This window comes from Curtobacterium sp. NPDC090217, assembly GCF_044746705.1.
Classification (GTDB): domain Bacteria; phylum Actinomycetota; class Actinomycetes; order Actinomycetales; family Microbacteriaceae; genus Curtobacterium.
This window is the reverse complement of record NZ_JBIVCR010000007.1, coordinates 56,045-72,830: the sequence shown is the minus strand read 5'-3', so window position 1 is coordinate 72,830 and position 16,786 is coordinate 56,045. Positions and strand designations below refer to the sequence as shown.

Here is a 16,786-nt window from a genome sequence, read left to right as displayed (position 1 = left end):
AGATGGTCCGCGTGCCAGCCCCTACCCCCACTCTCGCTGCCCCTGTACGCGGCACGCGCGACCCCGGCGTCGGTGCCGCCGGCGTCCACCGGACGACGACCAGGCGGCGTACCACGATCGTCCTCGGCATGGTCGTCGCGCTCGCACTCGTCGTGGTCGCCAGCATGTTGCTCGGCAGCAACCGGATCGGTGTCGACCGTGTCCTCGCCGGGCTGATGCACACGGGGTCGAGCACCGACGACGCCATCGTCTGGGGGTCCAGGATCCCGCGCACGGCGATCGGCGCCGCGGTCGGTGCGGCGCTCGGGATCGCCGGACTGCTGATGCAGGGGCACACCAGGAACCCGCTCGCCGACCCCGGCCTGTTCGGGGTCTCCGCCGGCGCCGGTCTCGCCGTCGTGATCGGTGTCTACGTCTTCGGGATCACGAACACCGGCGTCACCGTGTGGTTCGCGCTCGCAGGCGCCGTCGTGGCGAGCGTCGTCGTGTTCTCGGTGACGATCGCGGGCAGCGGGACCGCCAGTCCCGTGCCGCTCGCCCTCGCCGGTGCCGCGGTCTCGGCACTGCTCGGCGCGCTGACCTCGTTCCTGGTCCTCACCGACCGCGACTCCCTCGACGCCTACCGACTGTGGGTCGTCGGCTCGCTCTCCGGCCGCCAGATCGACGTGCTCCAGGCCGTGTGGCCGTTCCTCGTCGCCGGGCTGGTGCTCGCCGTCCTGAACGTCCGGTCGCTCGACGCGCTCGGGCTGGGAGCGGACCTCGCGAAGGGGCTCGGCGAGAACGTGCTCGTCGCCCGGCTCGTCGGACTCGGCGGGATCACGCTGCTCGCCGCAGGGGCCACCGCCGCCGCCGGGCCGATCGGGTTCGTCGGGCTCACGGTGCCGCACGTCGCCCGGGCGCTCGTCGGCACCGGGCACCGCTGGGCGCTCCCCGCATCCGCACTGCTCGGGGCGGCGCTCGTGCTGCTCGCCGACGTCATCGGCCGGCTCGTCGGGGGCTTCGCCGAGGTCGAGGTGGGGATCATCCTCGCCGTCATCGGCGGTCCGGTCTTCGTCGCGGTCGCCCGCCGCCGATCGCTGGTGTCGCTGTGAGCGCCGTCAACACCGCGCGCGCCGTCGACACCGCGCGCGCGGCCGACACCGCCGACACGGTGCGCGCCACGCGCAAGGGCATCAGCATCGGGCCCGTCGGGCTCGCCTGGCGCCCCAGGGTGTTCTGGCTGACGATCGCCGCCGTCGCCGCAGCGCTGCTGCTCGTGGTCCTCGGCGTCGCGATCGGCTCGACGTGGATCGCACCGGGCACGGTCGTCCGGTCGCTGCTCGGCCTGGGCACCGGCCCTGATGCCTTCATCGTCCAGACGCTCCGGCTTCCCCGGGTCCTCACCGGCGCGCTCGTCGGGCTGACCCTCGCGGTCGCCGGTGCGCTGACCCAGACCTTCACACGCAACCCGCTCGGCACGCCGGACATCATCGGCGTGACCTCCGGGGCGAGCGTCGGTGCCGTGGCCGCGGTCGTCATCGGCGGTGGCACCTACGCCGTCGGTGCCGTGGTCCTCGGCAGCGGCATCCCCGTCGCCGCCACGATCGGCGCGCTCATCGCGGCGGCCGTCGTGTACGGGCTCGGGTGGCGCGGCGGCGTGCAGAGCTACCGGCTCGTCCTGGTCGGCATCGGGGTGAGCGCCACACTCGACGCGGTCACGAGCTACCTGCTCGTCCGGGCGCAGATCACCCAGGCGGCCGCGGCGTCGCAGTGGCTCGTGGGGAGCCTGTCGAGCACCTCGTGGGCGAGCGTCTGGCCGCTGCTGATCGTCGCCGCGGTGGCGGTCCCGATCGCGCTGGCCACGAGCGCCTCCCTCGGCATCGGGCAGCTCGGGGACGAGGTCGCCGTCGGCGTCGGACTCGCGATCCAGCGTCACCGCCTGCTCGTGATCGCGCTCGCGGTCGTCCTCACCGCCGCCGCCGTCGCCGCCGCGGGGCCGGTCGGCTTCGTCGCGTTCGTCGTGCCGCAGATCGCCCTGCGCCTCGCCGGCACGAACCGTCCGCCGCTGCTGCTCTCCGCGGCGCTCGGCGCGGTGCTCGTCCTCGCCGCCGACCTGCTCGCCCGCTCGGCGTTCCCCTGGCAGGTACCGGTCGGCATCGTCACGACCGTGATCGGCGCTCCGTACCTGATCTGGCTCCTCATCCGTCACCGCAAGGAGATGTCCCGATGACGACACTGCACGACACCACGACGACTGCACCGCACGACAGCGCCGTCGCGACACCGCCCGTCCTGGAGGCGCGCGGCCTGTCCGTCGGCTACGACCGCCGCGCCGTCCTCAGCGACCTCGACCTGCGCATCGAGCGCGGCACCGTGACGACGTTCCTCGGCGCGAACGGCTGCGGCAAGTCGACGCTCCTGAAGGCGTTCGGGCGGGTCCTCAAGCCGATCGCGGGCGAGGTCCACCTCGACGGCGTCCCGATCCGCAAGGAGCCGAACCGCGCCGTCGCCCGGAAGCTCGCGATCCTGCCGCAGTCCCCCGCCGCCCCGGCCGGCACGAGCGTGCTCGACCTCGTGATGCGCGGCCGGAACCCGCACCAGTCCTGGGCACGCCCGTGGACCGCCGAGGACGCCGGTGTCGCCGAGGAGGCGATCGCCGCGACCGGCCTGACCGAGGTGGCGCACCGCGACGTCGCGAGCCTGTCCGGCGGGCAGCGGCAGCGGGCCTGGATCGCGCTCGTGCTCGCCCAGCGCGCCGACACCCTGCTGCTCGACGAACCGACGACGTACCTCGACCTCGCGCACCAGCTCGACGTCCTGCGCCTGGTCCGGCGGATCAACCGCGACCAAGGATCGACGGTCGTGATGGTCCTGCACGACCTGTCGCTCGCAGCCAGGTACTCGGACCGGCTCGTCGTCCTGCACGACGGCGGCGTGGTCGCGGACGGCTCCCCGGTCGACGTGCTCACCCCCGAGGTCCTGCAGTCGGCGTTCGGGCTGCACGCGCGGGTCATCCCCGATCCGGTGACCGGCGCGCCGATGGTCGTGCCCGAGGCGGACGAGCACGACGTCTCGGGACTCGCGGCCGACGCGAACTTAGGTTAGCCTCTCCTAACGTGAAGCTCCGTACCGTTCTCCTCAGCGCAGTGGCCGCGTCGGCCCTGCTCCTCGCCGGCTGCTCGTCCACGGGCGCCTCCGACTCCGCGGGCTCCGGCTCCAGCTCCGCGGCCGACGGGGGTGCGTGGTCGTACAAGGACGCCACCGGCACCACCGTGAAGGTCGACCACACGCCGAAGCGCGTCGTCGTGCTCAACGACATCGCGATCTCGTTCGTCGAGTACGGCCTGCACCCGGTCGGCACCTTCGGCCAGATCCCGATGACGCAGGACAAGCGGTTCGACGGGCTCGACACCGACGGCATCACGCAGCTCGGCACGGCGTACGGCGACATCGACCTCGAGAAGCTCGCCGCCCTCAAGCCCGACCTCGTCGTCACGTCGGTCTACCCGAAGGACGAGCAGGGCACGCTCGACTCCTCGGAGCCCGGCTACGGCTTCAAGGACACGGCACAGCAGAAGCAGATCCAGGCGATCGCGCCGGTCGCGCAGGTGAAGTGGGGCGGCAAGGGCCTCGACGTCATCAAGGACATCACGGGCCTCGCCGAGTCCCTCGGGGCCGAGCAGTCGAAGGTCGACGCCGCCGAGAAGCGGTTCGACACCGCGAAGACGAAGCTCGAGACCGCGGCGAAGGAGAGCGACCTCACGGTCGTGTCGATGTACGCCGACGGCGACGGCGCGTACGTCACCCGCCCGGCGGACGAGCCGACGCTGCAGATGTACACCGACTTCGGGGTCGACCTGGTGAACCCGAAGCCGAAGGGCTTCTACTGGGGCATCTACAGCTGGGAGAACGCGGGCCAGATCACCGGCGACGTGATCCTGCTCTCGCAGCAGGGCTACCAGGTCGCGGACCTCGAGAAGCAGCCGACGTTCGCGGACAACAAGGCGCTCGTGGCTGGTCAGGTGCACAGCTGGACGTTCCCGGCGCTCGACTACGCCTCGCAGGCCGACTACATGACGGACCTGGCCGGGTGGCTGTCGGGCAGCAAGAAGCTGTCCTAGCAGGCAAGCACAGGACGAACGGGAGGCACGGTGCCAGCTGGCACCGTGCCTCCCGTCCGTCTCGGCGCGATCGTGAGCCGTCAGTCCAGCGGGAGCAGCGGCGCCCAGAACGCATCGGGGCCGTCGGCGACGACGGCGTCCGCCTCGAAGTGGAACCCGTAGTCGCGGACGAACTCGGCCGCACCGGCGATCTCGTCCTGGGCGTCGTCGCGGTCCGGCTCGAACAGGTACACGCCATGCCCCATCGTCACCCCGCTGTCGCTGATGACGGAGAGGTCCCAGCGACCCGGCTCTGCTCGTTCGATGCGGACGACGGCGGCCTGCGCCTCGGTGAAGTCAGCCATGCCCGTGAGCGTACGTGGTGCGGCTGCGCTGTGCCCCCGATCGCCGTGCCCAGATCGCCCGTGTCCCGCTCCCCGTCCCCCGGACCCCGAGAGCGCACCGAGCACGTCGGCATACGGTCGGCTCCACCGAAGAACTCCAGCACGCGAGGAAGGGAACGAACCATGTCACTCGGAGACAAGGCGAAGGACGTCACGCAGAAGGTCGTCGGCAAGGCCGAGGAAGCCGTCGGCAAGCACACCGACGACGCCGAGCTCACCCAGCAGGGCCAGTTCGACCAGGGCAAGGCCGAGGACCGCCTGCAGACGGAGAAGGCCAAGGACGACACCGGACACTGATCGTCCGGACACGATCCGCGGAAGGCGGCTGCACCGGCCTCGTCGGTGCGGCCGCCTTCGTCCGTCGACGGCGTCGGGGGCCACGGGTAGCGTGCTGCCATGCCCGAGGGTGACTCCGTGTTCCGCCTCGCGGTCCGGTTGCGGCAAATCGACGGGGCCGTCGTCCACCAGGGCGAGATCCGCGGCGGCCGCGCGGCCGGGCTGCGCCTCGACGGGCGACGGGTCGTGGGGCACGCCACGCACGGCAAGCACCTCCTGACGCGGTTCGACGACGGCTCGACCCTGCACACGCACATGCGCATGCAGGGTTCGTGGACGATCACCGGCGCCGGCCGACGACTCCCGGCCAGCGCCGCACGGGGTGCTCGGGTCCGGATGGGCCTCGACGACGGGCGCACGGTGTGGGGGCTCGACCTGCCGGTGGTCGAGCACCTCCGCACCGCGGACGAACCCCTCGTCCTCGGGCACCTCGGCCCCGACCTCCTGCACGACGGGTTCGACGTGCACGCGGCCGCAGACCGGTTGCGCGCCTCGACGGCGCCGACGATCCGGGAAGCACTCCTCGACCAGCGGGTCGTCGCGGGGCTCGGCAACCTCTGGGTGAACGAGCTGTGCTTCCTCCGCGGGCTGCATCCAGCCACCCCCGTCTCGGCGGCCGACGGTGAGCCGCTCCTCGCCCTCGCGCGGCGGATGCTGTGGCACTCCGCGACCACGCCCGACGCCTACCAGACGACGACGGGCCGCCGCGGGAAGGGGCAACGGCACTGGGTCGTCGGTCGTGCCGGGCGGCCGTGTCTCCGGTGCGGGACCGCGGTACAGGCCGCTGACCACGTCGACGTCGCCGGTTCTCCACCGCGGCGCGCCTGGTGGTGTCCGCGCTGCCAGCCGCTCCCCGCCCGCTGACCCGCCCGTCGACCCGACCGACACCGTGCGCTCCGTGCCGGGGACCGGTAGGAACGAGGGATGACGCAGGGCGGGTGGACCGAGGACGTCCTCGGCGCGCCGTACGAACGGCTCGAGCTCCCGCTCGGCGAGGACCTCGAGGGACCGGTCGTCGCGACCCTCGTCCGTCGGCGCCGATCACCCGCCGACCTGCTGCACGCCCGCGGGCCGCTGCACGGGGTCGACGTGCTCTACGTCCACGGCTGGTCGGACTACTTCTTCCAGACCGAACTCGCCGAACGCATCGAGCGGCTCGGCGCCCGGTTCCACTCACTGGACCTGCGGAAGTACGGCAGGAGCCTGCGCCCGCACCAGACACCGGGCCACATCGGGGACCTCGCCACGTACGACGAGGACATCGGCGCCGCCCTCGACGCGATCGCGTCGGAGCACCGCGGCGGGCGCCGCCTGGTGCCGATGGGCCACTCGACGGGCGGGCTCACGCTGTCGCTGTGGGCCGCGCGACACCAGGAGCTCGTGTCCGGGCTGATCCTCAACAGCCCGTGGCTCGAGTTCCAGGCCGACTCCGCCGTGCGGGCGTTCATCGCGCCACTGGTCAAGCTTGGTGCCCAACGGAACCCGCTCGCGCCGCTGCCCGCCGTCGATCCCGGGTTCTACACGCGGACCGTCTCGGCGTCCGGCGAGGGGAACTGGACGTACGACCAGCGGTGGCGGCCGGAGCGGGGGTTCGCGCTGCACCCGGGATGGCTCGACGCCGTCTTCGAGGGGCAGGCCACCGTCGAGCGCGGCCTCGGCCTCGAGATCCCCGCCCTCGTGATGCTCAGCGACAAGAGCATGCTGCAGCCACGGTGGGACGACGGCATGGCGCACGCGGACGTCGCGCTGAACGTCGACGTCGTGGCACGGCGGGCGCTCTCCCTCGGCGAGGAGGTGACCGTGCGGCGGCTCCGGGGAGCGTTGCACGACGTCGTGCTGTCCACGGAGCCGGTGCGCGAGCGCGCCTACGACACGATCGGGCGGTGGGCCGCGACGCTCGGGTGAGCGTCGGCACACCGCCCGCGCCGGTCGCTCGTCACCGCAGAGCGGCGACCGCCTGCTTCGTCGCCGCGGCGACCAGGGGGTCGTCGGCCTTCGCGTCCGACCGGTCCGTTGCCGTCATGACCACGACGACGATCGGTGCGCGGCCGGTCGGGTAGACCACCGCGATGTCGTTCCGGACGCCGTACTCCCCCGTGCCGGTCTTGTCGGCGACCGGCCACGCGGGGTCGACCCCGGCGCGGACCGTGCCCGCCCCGGTGGTGTTGTCGAGCATCGTGTCGCGGAGGAGGGTCCGGTCGGTGGTGTCGAGCGTCTTCCCGAGCAGGACCTGGCGCAGGTCGGACGCGAACTGCGCCGGGGTCGTGGTGTCGCGGTCGTCGCCGGGGGTGGCCTCGTTCAGATCCGGCTCGACGCGGTCGACGTTCGTGGTGCGGTCGCCGATGCCGCGGAGGTACCGCTCGACGGCGTCCGGGCCGCCGACCCGTTCGACGAGCAGGTTCGCCGCGGTGTTGTCGCTGAACCGCATCGCGGCGTCGATGAGCTCGCGGACGGTCATGCCGGCGTCCACGAACCGGCTGGTGATCGGGGCGTAGTCGAGCAGGTCGCTGCGGTCGTAGTGCACGACCGTGTCGAGGTCGGCATCCGAGTCGTGGGCGAGCACCGCCGCGACGATGAACGTCTTGTTGGTCGACGCGAACGGGAAGCGTTCGTCCGATCGGTACGACACCCGGTGCCCGGACGCCGTGTCGATCGCGGTGACGCCGAGTCCGGCGTCGTGCTGGTGCTCGAGCGTCGCGAACGCCCGGTCGGTGGAGTGTGTGGAGACCGACGCGGACGCGGAGGTGGCGGGTGCCGGTGACGCACTGCACCCGGTGAGTGCGATGACCGCCGCGAGGACGATCGCTCCGACAGGGGTGCTGTTCCTGGTTCGCATGTCCCCAGCATCCTGCCCCGATCCCATGCTGTCGAAGACCGAACGGCGCGGATCCATGCCACATCGGCATGGATTAGGGTGCACGGCATGGACCTCGTCGCCGCCTGCCGCGTGCTCGTCGAGGTGGAGGAACGCGGTGGCGTCACCCGCGCGGCCGCGGCGCTCGACATCGCGCAGTCGGTCGCGAGCCGCCGCATCGACGCCCTCGAACGACACCTCGGCGGCCCCCTGCTCGAACGGAGCTCCAGGAGCGCGGTGCTGACCCCGTTCGGCAAGGACCTCGTGCCGTCCGCCCGCCGGCTCGTCCAACTCGCGGACGAACTCGAGCTCGACGCCGACCGCGCCCGGCTCCGACCGGTGTCGATCGCCGTGCCGGAGACCTGCACGACCAGGGACCTCGCGGTCGCCGAAGCCACGGCGCGAGGAGCCGGCGTGCGGCTCGACCTGCGTCGGGAACCACCGGCACGCCGGGCCGAGCTCGCGGCTACGCGGACGGTGCGGGTCTCGATCGTCGCCGTCCCGGCCGCCGGCGCACGGTGGCAGGTCCCGCTCGGCGCAGCCGGCCGACGCCACAACGACCGCCCGCTCCGGCTGGAGGGGCTGCGCACCCGTCGCACGATCCGCCGGCACGACGACGACCACGGGAGTCGCCTCCGCATCGGACCGGAGGACGACGTGCCCCACGTCCGCGACGTCCTCGACCGTGCGGCGGAAGCCGCTGGGCTCCTGCCGTCCCAGCTGCCGACGGACGCGACGACGACGTCCTCGCTCGCCGCGGTCCTCGCCGACGGGGACCTGCTGCTGTGCTCGGAGGCGGAGTCCGTGGCGTACGGGTTGCACTGGCGACCGTTCGTCGGGACGGAGCTCGCACGCGGGTACGCCGTCCTCGCGGAGAGCGAGCACGACGCCGACGCGGTGCAGCGGGCGGTCGCCGACGAGCTGGCCGTCGCGCTGGGGGTGCCCGATGTCGGATGAACGGTTCCTCGCCGGGGTCCGTGACGAGCTCCGGGCGGCGGGTCTCCGCGCGTCGATCCTCGTCCGCGACCTCGACACCGGTCACGAGATCGCGCTCGACGCGGACGTGCCCCTCCCCGCGGCCTCGCTGACGAAGCTGCCGATCGCCCTCGCCGTGCTGGACCGCGTCGAGGACGGCCGGCTCGACGGCGGGCAGGCGGTGACCGTCCCCGCCGGGAACCCGACCGAGGGGACACCGGGCACCGGACGCTTCCGGCACGGGGCCGTGATCGCCGTCGACGACCTCGTGTCCCTCGCGCTGACGATCAGTGACAACGGGGCGGCGGACGCCCTGCTGGAGCTCGTCCCGCCCGCCGAGGTGACGGCGGACCTCGCCGCGCTGCACCTCACCGGCATCGCCGTCCGCCATCGGTTCCGCGACCTGTCCGACACCCCGCTGGAACGGTTCGCGCCCGAGGAGGCACACCTCGCCCACACGCTCGCGATCCGCGGGTCGACACCGGCGCACGGGCACCCCGTCCGGCAGCTCGACGTCGCGCGGACCAACACCGGCACGGCACGCGCGTGGGTCGACCTGCTCGCCGCGATCTGGAACGAACGGGGCATCCGGCCCGCCGTCGCGCACCGGCTCCGCGAGCACCTGCACGGCAACGTCATCCGGCACCGACTCGCCCCCGACTTCGCGTCGGACGCCTCGACCTGGGCGTCCAAGACGGGGACGCTCCTGAACCTCCGGCACGAGATCGGCGTGGTCGAGCACGCCGACGGCTCCCGGTTCGCCGTCGCGGCGCTGAGTGCGTCCGAGGTGGCCGCTGGAACCCAGCCGGCTGCCGAAGCCGCCCTCGGCGCGGCAGCCCGCGAGCTGCACGACCGGCTCCGCGACCCGCGGTGAGGGCCGACGCCGCTCAGGCTGTCAGAGGCTCAGGCGGTCGGGCGGGAGAACAGGTTCACGAGGTTGCCGTCGGGGTCCCGGAACAGCGTCGACCGGTTGCCCCACGGCACCGTCGTCGGCGGCAGCACCACGTCGTCGAGGTCTGCCCGCAGCGCGTCGAACGCGGCGTCGACGTCGTCCACCAGGAACTCGACGACCACGCTGCCGTTCGACTGCGCGATCGGCGCGTCGCTCGCCAGCATCGCGACGGTCGCCGGGGACGCCAACGCGAGGACCAGGCCGCCGGTGACGATCTCCGCGAACACCGGGGCAGGGCGGTTCGCGGTCGTCCCCGTGACGCGCTCGTAGAACGCGGTCATGCGGTCGAGGTCGTCGGTGATGATGCGGATGGATGCGAACTGCATGGTGGCCTCTCCGTCGGCCGCGGTGACCGACGTCCCGAGCATGCTCCACCGTGGCGACACCGTCATGTCGGTGTTTCAGGAACCGGTTTTTCAGGAACCGGTGCTTCGGGAACCCGGACGACCGAGCACCGGCCGGAGCACCCCGTGCGGGATGTCGAGCTCCTCGACCGCGATCGTCCGGGCCGGCGAGCGCTCCCCGGTCTCCTCGACGTGCAGCACCCGATCGCCGCGGAACACCCGGACGCCCTCGCGCAGGCGGCACCACGCGACGAGGTACCAGTCCTCGCCCTTGCCGATGTACCCGAGGGGCTCGACGAGGCGTTCGGACGCGGCCCCGTGTGCGTCCCGGTAGGTCATCCGCAGCACCCGCCCGTCGGTGAGTGCGCGCGCGAGCCCCGTCGGCGGTGCAGGACGATCGCCCGATTCCAACAGGTGCACCCTGCTCGCGAGCCGCGCCGTCCGTGCCGCGTCGTCCTCCGTCAGGACCGCCGTCACCTTGCGTGCGGCAGACGCCGCGGCGTCCCGGAACGGACTCCCAGCGAGCGCGCCGAGCCCGATCGACACGGCGAGTGCCTCGTCCACCGTGAGTCCGAGCGGCGGAAGCGTCGCGCGAGCGTCGATCGTGTAACCGCCGGTCCGCCCGGCGTCCGCCCAGATCGGGACGCCCGACTCCTGCAGTGCGCGGAGGTCCCGCTCGACCGTCCGCGTGCTGACACCGAACCGCTCCGCCAGCCGTGTCGCACTCCGACGGGCCGGCGCCGCGGCGCGGAGGTCCTCGACCAACGCGTACAGGCGGTCCGTCCGGTTCACACCAGGACCATACTGCGGCGCGGCGGCTAGCCTCGCGGCATGGATCTCTCCGTCAGCGTCGACGACCGGATCCGCGCCCTCACGACCGCGCTGGCCGACGCGGTCCCGGGGAGCGTCGTGACACTCCGTGGATCGCGGGCAGCGGGCACCGAGGACGAGTTCAGTGACATCGACCTCCGGTGGGGCGTCGGCACGATCGGCGACCGCGCGCTCGAGTCCCTGCCGTCGGCGCTCGGCACGATCGGCACGGTGGAGTCACTGCGCCTCGATCCGGACGAGGAACGAGACCGGCGACTCGTCTTCGTCCGGTTCACCGACTGGTCGCTCTTCGAGCGCGTCGACCTCGAGGTGGCCGGCGGGTTCGGCGACCGGGCTCCGTCGTGGGTCCGCCCGTGGTCGCCGGCCGAGAGCGCACTCATGAACGCGGTTGCCGCGGTCAAGGCGGTCGGCCGTGGACGCGGCGACGTCGACGGGCTCCTGGCACGAGGAGCGGCGCGACTCGGCGCCCCTCCCCCGCCCGGATCGGTTGCGGAGCGGATCGACGCGGTCGTCGAAGCGGCGGTCCGCGCCGACCCGGCGCAGCGGGCACTGGCGGCCAGGGTCCGCGCACTCGTCACGTGATCCGTGCCGGACGGGAGGCTCGTGGCGACGCCGTCACGAGCCTCCCGTCCGCCGTCGCACCCCGTCGCGAACGTCGCGCCCCGATGCGACGGGGCGCGACGTCCGCAACGGGGCGCGCTACGCGCGCTCCGCGCGCGACAAGCGCTCCACCGTGGCGTGTGCGCCGTCGGCGATGAGTCCGTCGAGGGCGTCGCGGTAGGCCGCGACGAATCGCTCGTCGTCGACGAGGTCGCCGAAGACCTGCCGGTTCGCGATGAAGGCGAGCCGGTCGTCCCGCTGCGTCATGGCGATCCGGTTGAGGGACTCGGCGAGGCGGTCGACGATCTGGATCGGCTCGCCGGACTCGTCGGTTCCCTCGTCGTACCTCGCCCACGACGCGACGATGCCGGCGGACAGCGTGACCGGGCCGCCGGACGCGAGGTTGTCGCGGACGACGGGCAGCAGCCACTTCGGGATGCGGTCGCTCGACTCGGCGCAGAGGCGCGCGAGGGTGTCCCGCACCTCGGGGTTCTGGAAGCGTTCGATCAGCGTCGACTTGTAGTCCTCGAGGTCGATGCCGGGCACGGGCTGCAGCGTCGGGGTCGCTTCCTCGTCCATGTAGCGGCGCAGGAACGTCGCGATGGCGGGGTCCTGCGTCGCCTCGTGCGCGTAGCGGTACCCGGAGAGGTACCCGAAGTAGCAGAGGCCCTGGTGCGACGCGTTGAGGAGCCGGAGCTTCATGAGTTCGTACGGCTCGACGTCCTCGACGATCTGCACGTCGGCGTCCTGGTACGGCGGTCGACCAGCCGGGTGGTCGTCCTCGAGCACCCACTGGAAGAACGGCTCGGCGACGACGGGCCAGGCGTCCTCGATCCCCAGGTCGTCGCGCACCATCGCCCGGTCGTCGTCGGTCGTCACGGGCGTGATCCGGTCGACCATCGAGTTCGGGAACGACACGTGCTCGTCCATCCAGTCCGCGAACGCCGGGTCCTGCAGGCGGGCGTAGGCGGTGAACATGTCCCGGGCGACGTGCCCGTTGCCCTGGATGTTGTCGCACGACATGACGGTGAACGGCTGCTCGCCACGATCGCGCCTGCGGCGGAGCGCCTCGACGACGAGCCCGAAGACGGTGCGGGGCGGCCGGTCCCCGCGGAGGTCGGCGACGACGCCCGGTTCGTCGGCGACGAACTCCCCCGTGACGTGGTCGAAGTTGTAGCCGCCCTCGGTGATGGTGAGGCTGACGATCTTCGTCTCCGGGTTCGCCATCTTCTCGACGACGGCGTCCGGGTCGTCCACGGCGAGCATGTAGTCGACGATGCTGCCGATCACGCGGGTCTCGAGCGAGCCGTCCGGGTGCTTGAGGACCAGCGTGTACAGGCCGCCCTGGTCGGCCATCGCGGTGGCCATCCTGCGGTCCTGCTCGAGGACCCCGACGCCGCAGATGCCGTAATCGCGGGCCTCCCCCTGCTGCAGCAGCCGGTCGATCACCATCGCCTGGTGCGCGCGGTGGAAGCCCCCGACGCCGAAGTGGACGATGCCGGCGGTGATCCCGGCACGGTCGTAGGTGGGGACGGTGATCCCGCTCGCCGCGATCTCGTCGAGGGTCTCCGGGGACAGGCGGACGGACATCGGTACTCCTTCGTACGGCGGTCGGGGCAACCGCCAGTCAACCACGAGCACACGTGTGCAGAACACCTGTTCCGCACGGGGTACGTGTCTGAAGATCCGCTCTACATTGGTGCACTCAGTGCATCGATGCACTTAGTGTCTTCGATGTGACCCTCTCGATCGACCGTCGTGCCGCCCTCAAGGCGAAGCACCGCGCGGCGATCCTCCAGGCCGCTCGCGACCTCGTCGAGGAACGTGGCGATCGCGACTTCAGCGTCGACGACCTCGCCACCCGTGCGGACATCGCCCGCCGCACGGTCTTCAACCACTTCGGGTCCCTCGACGAGGTCCTGTTGGCGGTCTGCGAGCAGGAACTCTCGGTGATCATCGACCGGTTCCTGAGCGACGTCGCGAACACCCCGGTCGGCGACGGCAGCCGGGCGTCGATGTTCGACGAGCTCGAGTCAGCCGCACGCGGGGCGGACATCGCACCGGCGATCGCGAGCATGTACCGGATCCTCGGCGACCCCGAGAAGGAGAACCAGAAGGCCGCCGTGCTCATCCAGACGGCGTTCACCAGGGTCACCGAGCGCCTCCGGATCGAGGTCGCCCGCCGCTACCCCGGCGCAGACGAGCTCGACGCGTGGCTGCTCGTCGAGTCCCTGATGAGCGGGATCGTCGTGATCGCCGAACACTGGCTGCGGACGACCGGGCCGCGCCTCGACCAAGAAGCGCTCGACGACTGGGACGCCCTGCTCGGCAGGCTCGTGCACAGCGTCCGCAGCGGGTACATGCCCGCGCACTGAGACTGCACCTCCAGGGGTCCGCCGGCGTGCCCCGCCCAACCAGCACCACCACAACGAAAGGAACGGGGCACCGCATGGCCGGTCTGCTCTACCGCCTCGGACGATTCTCCGCTCGGCGGCATTGGCTCGTGATCGTTTCCTGGATCGTGATCATGGGGATCGCGGGCGGCACGTACGCACTGTTCGCCGGGTCCATCTCGTCGTCGATCACCATCCCCGGCACCAAGACGTCCCAGGTGCAGGACGAACTCGCGGACAAGTTCCCGAGCGCGAACGGCGGCAACGGCACGCTGGTCTTCGAGACGAAGAGCGGCGACGCGTTCACCGACGCCCAGAAGACCGACATCGCGGACTTCATGAAGGACCTCGAGGACCTGAAGGGCGTCAAGGGCGCGACCAGCGGCTTCGACACCCAGCAGCAGCTCGACGACCAGCGCCAGAAGCTCGTCGACGGGCAGCAGCAGATCGACGACGGCCGCACGAAGATCACCGACGGGCAGCAGCAGCTCGACGCGCAGAAGCAGCAGCTCGAGGACGGCAAGGCGAAGATCGCCGCCGCCCAGGCGCAGCTCGACACGCAGAAGCAGCAGGCTGCGGCAGCCGGTGGCGCCGCGGCAGCCGCCGCCGAGGCCCAGCTCGCGCAGGCACAGGCGCAGATCGACGCCCAGCAGCAGCAGATCACCGCCGGTGAGCAGCAGATCGCCGACGCACAGAAGACGATCGACACGAACACGCAGAAGCTCGACGACAGCGAGCAGGAGCTGCAGCAGGGCACGAAGCTCCTCGACCTGTCGAAGGACATCCGCTTCGTCTCGAAGGACGGCAGCGCCGCGATCGGCACCGTCCAGTTCACGAAGTCCACGTACGAGGTCCCGCAGACCACGAAGACGGCCATCTCCGACAAGGCCGACTCCGCCGGCATCAGCGGCGTGAACGTCTACGTGTCGAACGACATCGCCCAGGGCGTGCCGTCCATCCTCGGCCCGGGTGAGATCGCCGGTGTCATCATCGCCGCGCTCGTGCTCTTCTTCATGCTCCGCACGGTCATCGGCGCCGCGGTCCCGCTCGTCAGCGCGCTGCTCGGCGTCGGCGTGGCGTCGCTCGCCGCACTGTCCTTCTCGAGTCTCGTCGAGTTCATCTCGGTGACGCCGGTGCTGGGGGTGATGCTGGGCCTGGCGGTCGGCATCGACTACTCGCTGTTCATCCTGAACCGACACCGGACCCAGCTGAAGCAGGGCATGCAGGTGCACGAGTCCATCGGGCTCGCCAACGGCACCTCCGGGAACGCCGTGGTGTTCGCGGGCGCGACCGTCATCGTCGCCCTGCTCGCGCTCAACATCACCGGCATCCCGTTCCTCGGTCTGATGGGCACGGTCGGCGCGGTCGCGGTCTTCTTCGCGATCTGCATCGCGACGTCGTTCACGCCGGCACTGCTCTCGCTCATCGGCATGCGGATCCTCCGGAAGAAGGAACGCGCACGCATCGGCAACACGGGCTCGACGCGGGTCCCGAACAAGCCGATGTCGACCTGGCGCGCGATCATCACCCTGGTGGCAGGGGTCGCCGTGCTCGGGACCATCGCCCTGCCTGCGGCGCAGATGCGTCTCGGCCTGCCGAGCGGCTCGTCCGAGGCCGTCGACTCCAGCCAGTACAAGGCCTACAAGACCCTCGACAAGGAGTTCGGCGCCGGTCAGAACGGACCGCTCCTCGTCGTCGCGACCCTGCCGAAGGCCATCGACGAGGACGACGTCACGGCGACCGAGGTCACCATCGGCGAGGCCATCGCGAAGAACGACGACGTCGACGCCGTCCTGCCGATCGGCGCGTCGAAGGACCGCTCGATCATCGCCTTCCAGGTGAAGCCGAACGGCGGCCCGGACAGCGTGTCCACGGAGAACCTCGTCAAGGACCTCCGCGCGCAGAACGTGACCGTCGACGACGGCAAGGCATCGCTCGGCGTCGCCGGCAACGCGTCGGCCAACATCGACGTGTCCGAGAAGCTCGCGAACGTCCTGCCGCTCTACCTCGTGGTGGTCGTCGGCCTGTCGCTCATCATCCTGATCATCGTGTTCCGGTCCTTCCTGGTCCCGATCACGGCGACGGCGGGCTTCATCCTGTCGGTCCTGGCGTCCTTCGGTGGTCTGACCGCGATCTACCAGTTCGGCTGGCTCGGCAGCGTGTTCGGGGTGCACGACCCCGCACCGATCCTGAGCTTCCTGCCCATCATCGAGATCGGCATCCTGTTCGGGCTCGCGATGGACTACCAGCTGTTCCTGGTGTCCGGCATGCGGGAGGCGTACGCCCACGGCGCATCGGCGAAGGTCGCCGTCCAGCGTGGTCTGCACGCCGGTCGCGCGGTGGTCACAGCGGCCGCGATCATCATGATCTCGGTGTTCGCCGGGTTCATCTTCTCGGACTCCTCCACGATCAAGCCCATCGGCTTCGGCCTGGCGTTCGGCGTGCTGGTCGACGCGTTCGTCGTCCGCATGCTGCTCATCCCGGCGGCGATGCACCTGCTCGGCCAGAGCGCGTGGTGGTTCCCGAAGTGGCTCGACCGCATCGTGCCGGACGTCGACGTGGAGGGCGCGAAGCTCGAGCGCTCCCACCCGGTCGCCGGGCACGAGGACACCCACACCGGTTCGCACGCGCTCCCCGTCGAGCCCGACGCGAACGCGCACGAGTCCGGTCACCCGCCGGCGCACCGCGCGTAGCGACGCACCAGCCTGGAGGCCCGGTGCCGGTCCGTCGGACCGGCACCGGGCCTCCCGTCCGTGCGCCCACCGCGCGCCGCGCCCGCCCGCGCTGCCCAGCCCGCGCTGCCCGCCCGCGCTGCCGACTCGGAACGACACCGTCGCTGTCGCACGACAGCAGTCCTGTCGCCCCTTGCGCGCGCAACTGTTGCGCCCGCGTGGGAACGACACCGTCGCTGTCGTACGACAGCGGTCCTGTCGCCCCTTGCGCGCGCAACCACCCGAGCGACCACCCGCGCAACCACCCAAGCGAGCACCCGCCCGAGCACGACACCACCCGCACGAG

17 protein-coding genes are annotated in these 16,786 nt (G+C 71.6%); 12 read left to right on the top strand and 5 right to left on the bottom strand.

The window, feature by feature from the left end; translation table 11 throughout:
- Nucleotides 1-11 precede the first annotated feature (11 nt).
- Genes ACIPJ2_RS18745 through ACIPJ2_RS18730 form a run of 4 tightly spaced genes read left to right on the top strand, consistent with a single transcriptional unit; the run spans nt 12 to nt 4,100 of the window.
- Nucleotides 12-1,091 (top strand): FecCD family ABC transporter permease, encoded by a 1,080-nt coding sequence (locus ACIPJ2_RS18745; protein WP_402730116.1) that lies wholly within the window; start codon nt 12-14, stop codon nt 1,089-1,091.
- Nucleotides 1,088-2,209, top strand: a complete 1,122-nt coding sequence (locus tag ACIPJ2_RS18740) for a FecCD family ABC transporter permease (RefSeq protein ID WP_402730115.1) — start codon at nt 1,088-1,090, stop codon at nt 2,207-2,209. Before ACIPJ2_RS18745 ends, ACIPJ2_RS18740 begins: the two co-directional genes overlap by 4 nt.
- A complete protein-coding gene (locus tag ACIPJ2_RS18735; protein WP_402730114.1) occupies nt 2,206-3,084 on the top strand; it encodes an ABC transporter ATP-binding protein in 879 nt (292 codons plus the stop codon). Before ACIPJ2_RS18740 ends, ACIPJ2_RS18735 begins: the two co-directional genes overlap by 4 nt.
- An 11-nt stretch (nt 3,085-3,095) precedes the next feature.
- Nucleotides 3,096-4,100: an ABC transporter substrate-binding protein gene (locus ACIPJ2_RS18730; protein WP_402730113.1), complete on the top strand. Its 1,005-nt coding sequence runs from the start codon at nt 3,096-3,098 to the stop codon at nt 4,098-4,100.
- Nucleotides 4,101-4,180: 80 nt separating this feature from the next.
- On the opposite strand, the gene ACIPJ2_RS18725 is transcribed toward ACIPJ2_RS18730, so the two are convergent.
- Nucleotides 4,181-4,444 (bottom strand): hypothetical protein, encoded by a 264-nt coding sequence (locus tag ACIPJ2_RS18725; protein WP_402730112.1) that lies wholly within the window; start codon nt 4,442-4,444, stop codon nt 4,181-4,183.
- A 162-nt stretch (nt 4,445-4,606) separates the two neighbouring features.
- Here ACIPJ2_RS18725 and ACIPJ2_RS18720 point away from each other — a divergent pair, with 162 nt between their 5' ends.
- The 3 genes from ACIPJ2_RS18720 to ACIPJ2_RS18710 all read left to right on the top strand — a co-directional run bounded on the left by ACIPJ2_RS18720 (nt 4,607) and on the right by ACIPJ2_RS18710 (nt 6,724).
- Nucleotides 4,607-4,780, top strand: coding sequence for a CsbD family protein (locus tag ACIPJ2_RS18720; protein ID WP_281265403.1), 174 nt, complete (start codon nt 4,607-4,609; stop codon nt 4,778-4,780).
- A gap of 99 nt (nt 4,781-4,879) precedes the next feature.
- Nucleotides 4,880-5,683, top strand: a complete 804-nt coding sequence (locus tag ACIPJ2_RS18715; RefSeq protein WP_402730111.1) for a DNA-formamidopyrimidine glycosylase family protein — start codon at nt 4,880-4,882, stop codon at nt 5,681-5,683.
- Nucleotides 5,684-5,743: 60 nt separating this feature from the next.
- A complete protein-coding gene (locus tag ACIPJ2_RS18710) occupies nt 5,744-6,724 on the top strand; it encodes an alpha/beta hydrolase (RefSeq protein ID WP_402730110.1) in 981 nt (326 codons plus the stop codon).
- 31 nt (nt 6,725-6,755) lie between these two features.
- Here the strand turns inward: ACIPJ2_RS18710 and bla are convergent, their stop codons facing one another.
- Complete coding sequence (bla, locus tag ACIPJ2_RS18705) at nt 6,756-7,655, bottom strand: class A beta-lactamase (protein ID WP_402730109.1); 900 nt, start codon at nt 7,653-7,655, stop codon at nt 6,756-6,758.
- A gap of 87 nt (nt 7,656-7,742) precedes the next feature.
- On the opposite strand from bla, the gene ACIPJ2_RS18700 reads away from it, so the two are divergent.
- Both ACIPJ2_RS18700 and ACIPJ2_RS18695 read left to right on the top strand, forming a co-directional pair.
- Complete coding sequence (locus ACIPJ2_RS18700) at nt 7,743-8,630, top strand: LysR family transcriptional regulator (RefSeq protein WP_402730108.1); 888 nt, start codon at nt 7,743-7,745, stop codon at nt 8,628-8,630.
- The gene (locus ACIPJ2_RS18695) at nt 8,620-9,522 is read left to right on the top strand and encodes a serine hydrolase (protein ID WP_402730107.1); all 903 of its coding nucleotides are present in this window, start codon (nt 8,620-8,622) and stop codon (nt 9,520-9,522) included. Before ACIPJ2_RS18700 ends, ACIPJ2_RS18695 begins: the two co-directional genes overlap by 11 nt.
- 29 nt (nt 9,523-9,551) lie before the next feature.
- Here the strand turns inward: ACIPJ2_RS18695 and ACIPJ2_RS18690 are convergent, their stop codons facing one another.
- Entirely contained in the window at nt 9,552-9,926 is a 375-nt protein-coding gene (locus tag ACIPJ2_RS18690) for a VOC family protein (protein WP_402730106.1), read from the bottom strand.
- A gap of 90 nt (nt 9,927-10,016) precedes the next feature.
- Nucleotides 10,017-10,736 (bottom strand): helix-turn-helix transcriptional regulator, encoded by a 720-nt coding sequence (locus ACIPJ2_RS18685; protein ID WP_402730105.1) that lies wholly within the window; start codon nt 10,734-10,736, stop codon nt 10,017-10,019.
- Nucleotides 10,737-10,775: 39 nt separating this feature from the next.
- Here ACIPJ2_RS18685 and ACIPJ2_RS18680 point away from each other — a divergent pair, with 39 nt between their 5' ends.
- Nucleotides 10,776-11,357 (top strand): hypothetical protein, encoded by a 582-nt coding sequence (locus ACIPJ2_RS18680; RefSeq protein ID WP_402730104.1) that lies wholly within the window; start codon nt 10,776-10,778, stop codon nt 11,355-11,357.
- A 117-nt stretch (nt 11,358-11,474) separates the two neighbouring features.
- On the opposite strand, the gene ACIPJ2_RS18675 is transcribed toward ACIPJ2_RS18680, so the two are convergent.
- Entirely contained in the window at nt 11,475-12,965 is a 1,491-nt protein-coding gene (locus ACIPJ2_RS18675; RefSeq protein WP_402730103.1) for a mannitol dehydrogenase family protein, read from the bottom strand.
- Between the two features lie 146 nt (nt 12,966-13,111).
- Here ACIPJ2_RS18675 and ACIPJ2_RS18670 point away from each other — a divergent pair, with 146 nt between their 5' ends.
- On the top strand, nt 13,112-13,750 hold the full coding sequence (locus ACIPJ2_RS18670) for a TetR/AcrR family transcriptional regulator (RefSeq protein WP_281265412.1): 639 nt from the start codon (nt 13,112-13,114) through the stop codon (nt 13,748-13,750).
- Between the two features lie 74 nt (nt 13,751-13,824).
- On the top strand, nt 13,825-16,461 hold the full coding sequence (locus ACIPJ2_RS18665; RefSeq protein ID WP_402730102.1) for an MMPL family transporter: 2,637 nt from the start codon (nt 13,825-13,827) through the stop codon (nt 16,459-16,461).
- Nucleotides 16,462-16,786 lie beyond the last annotated feature (325 nt).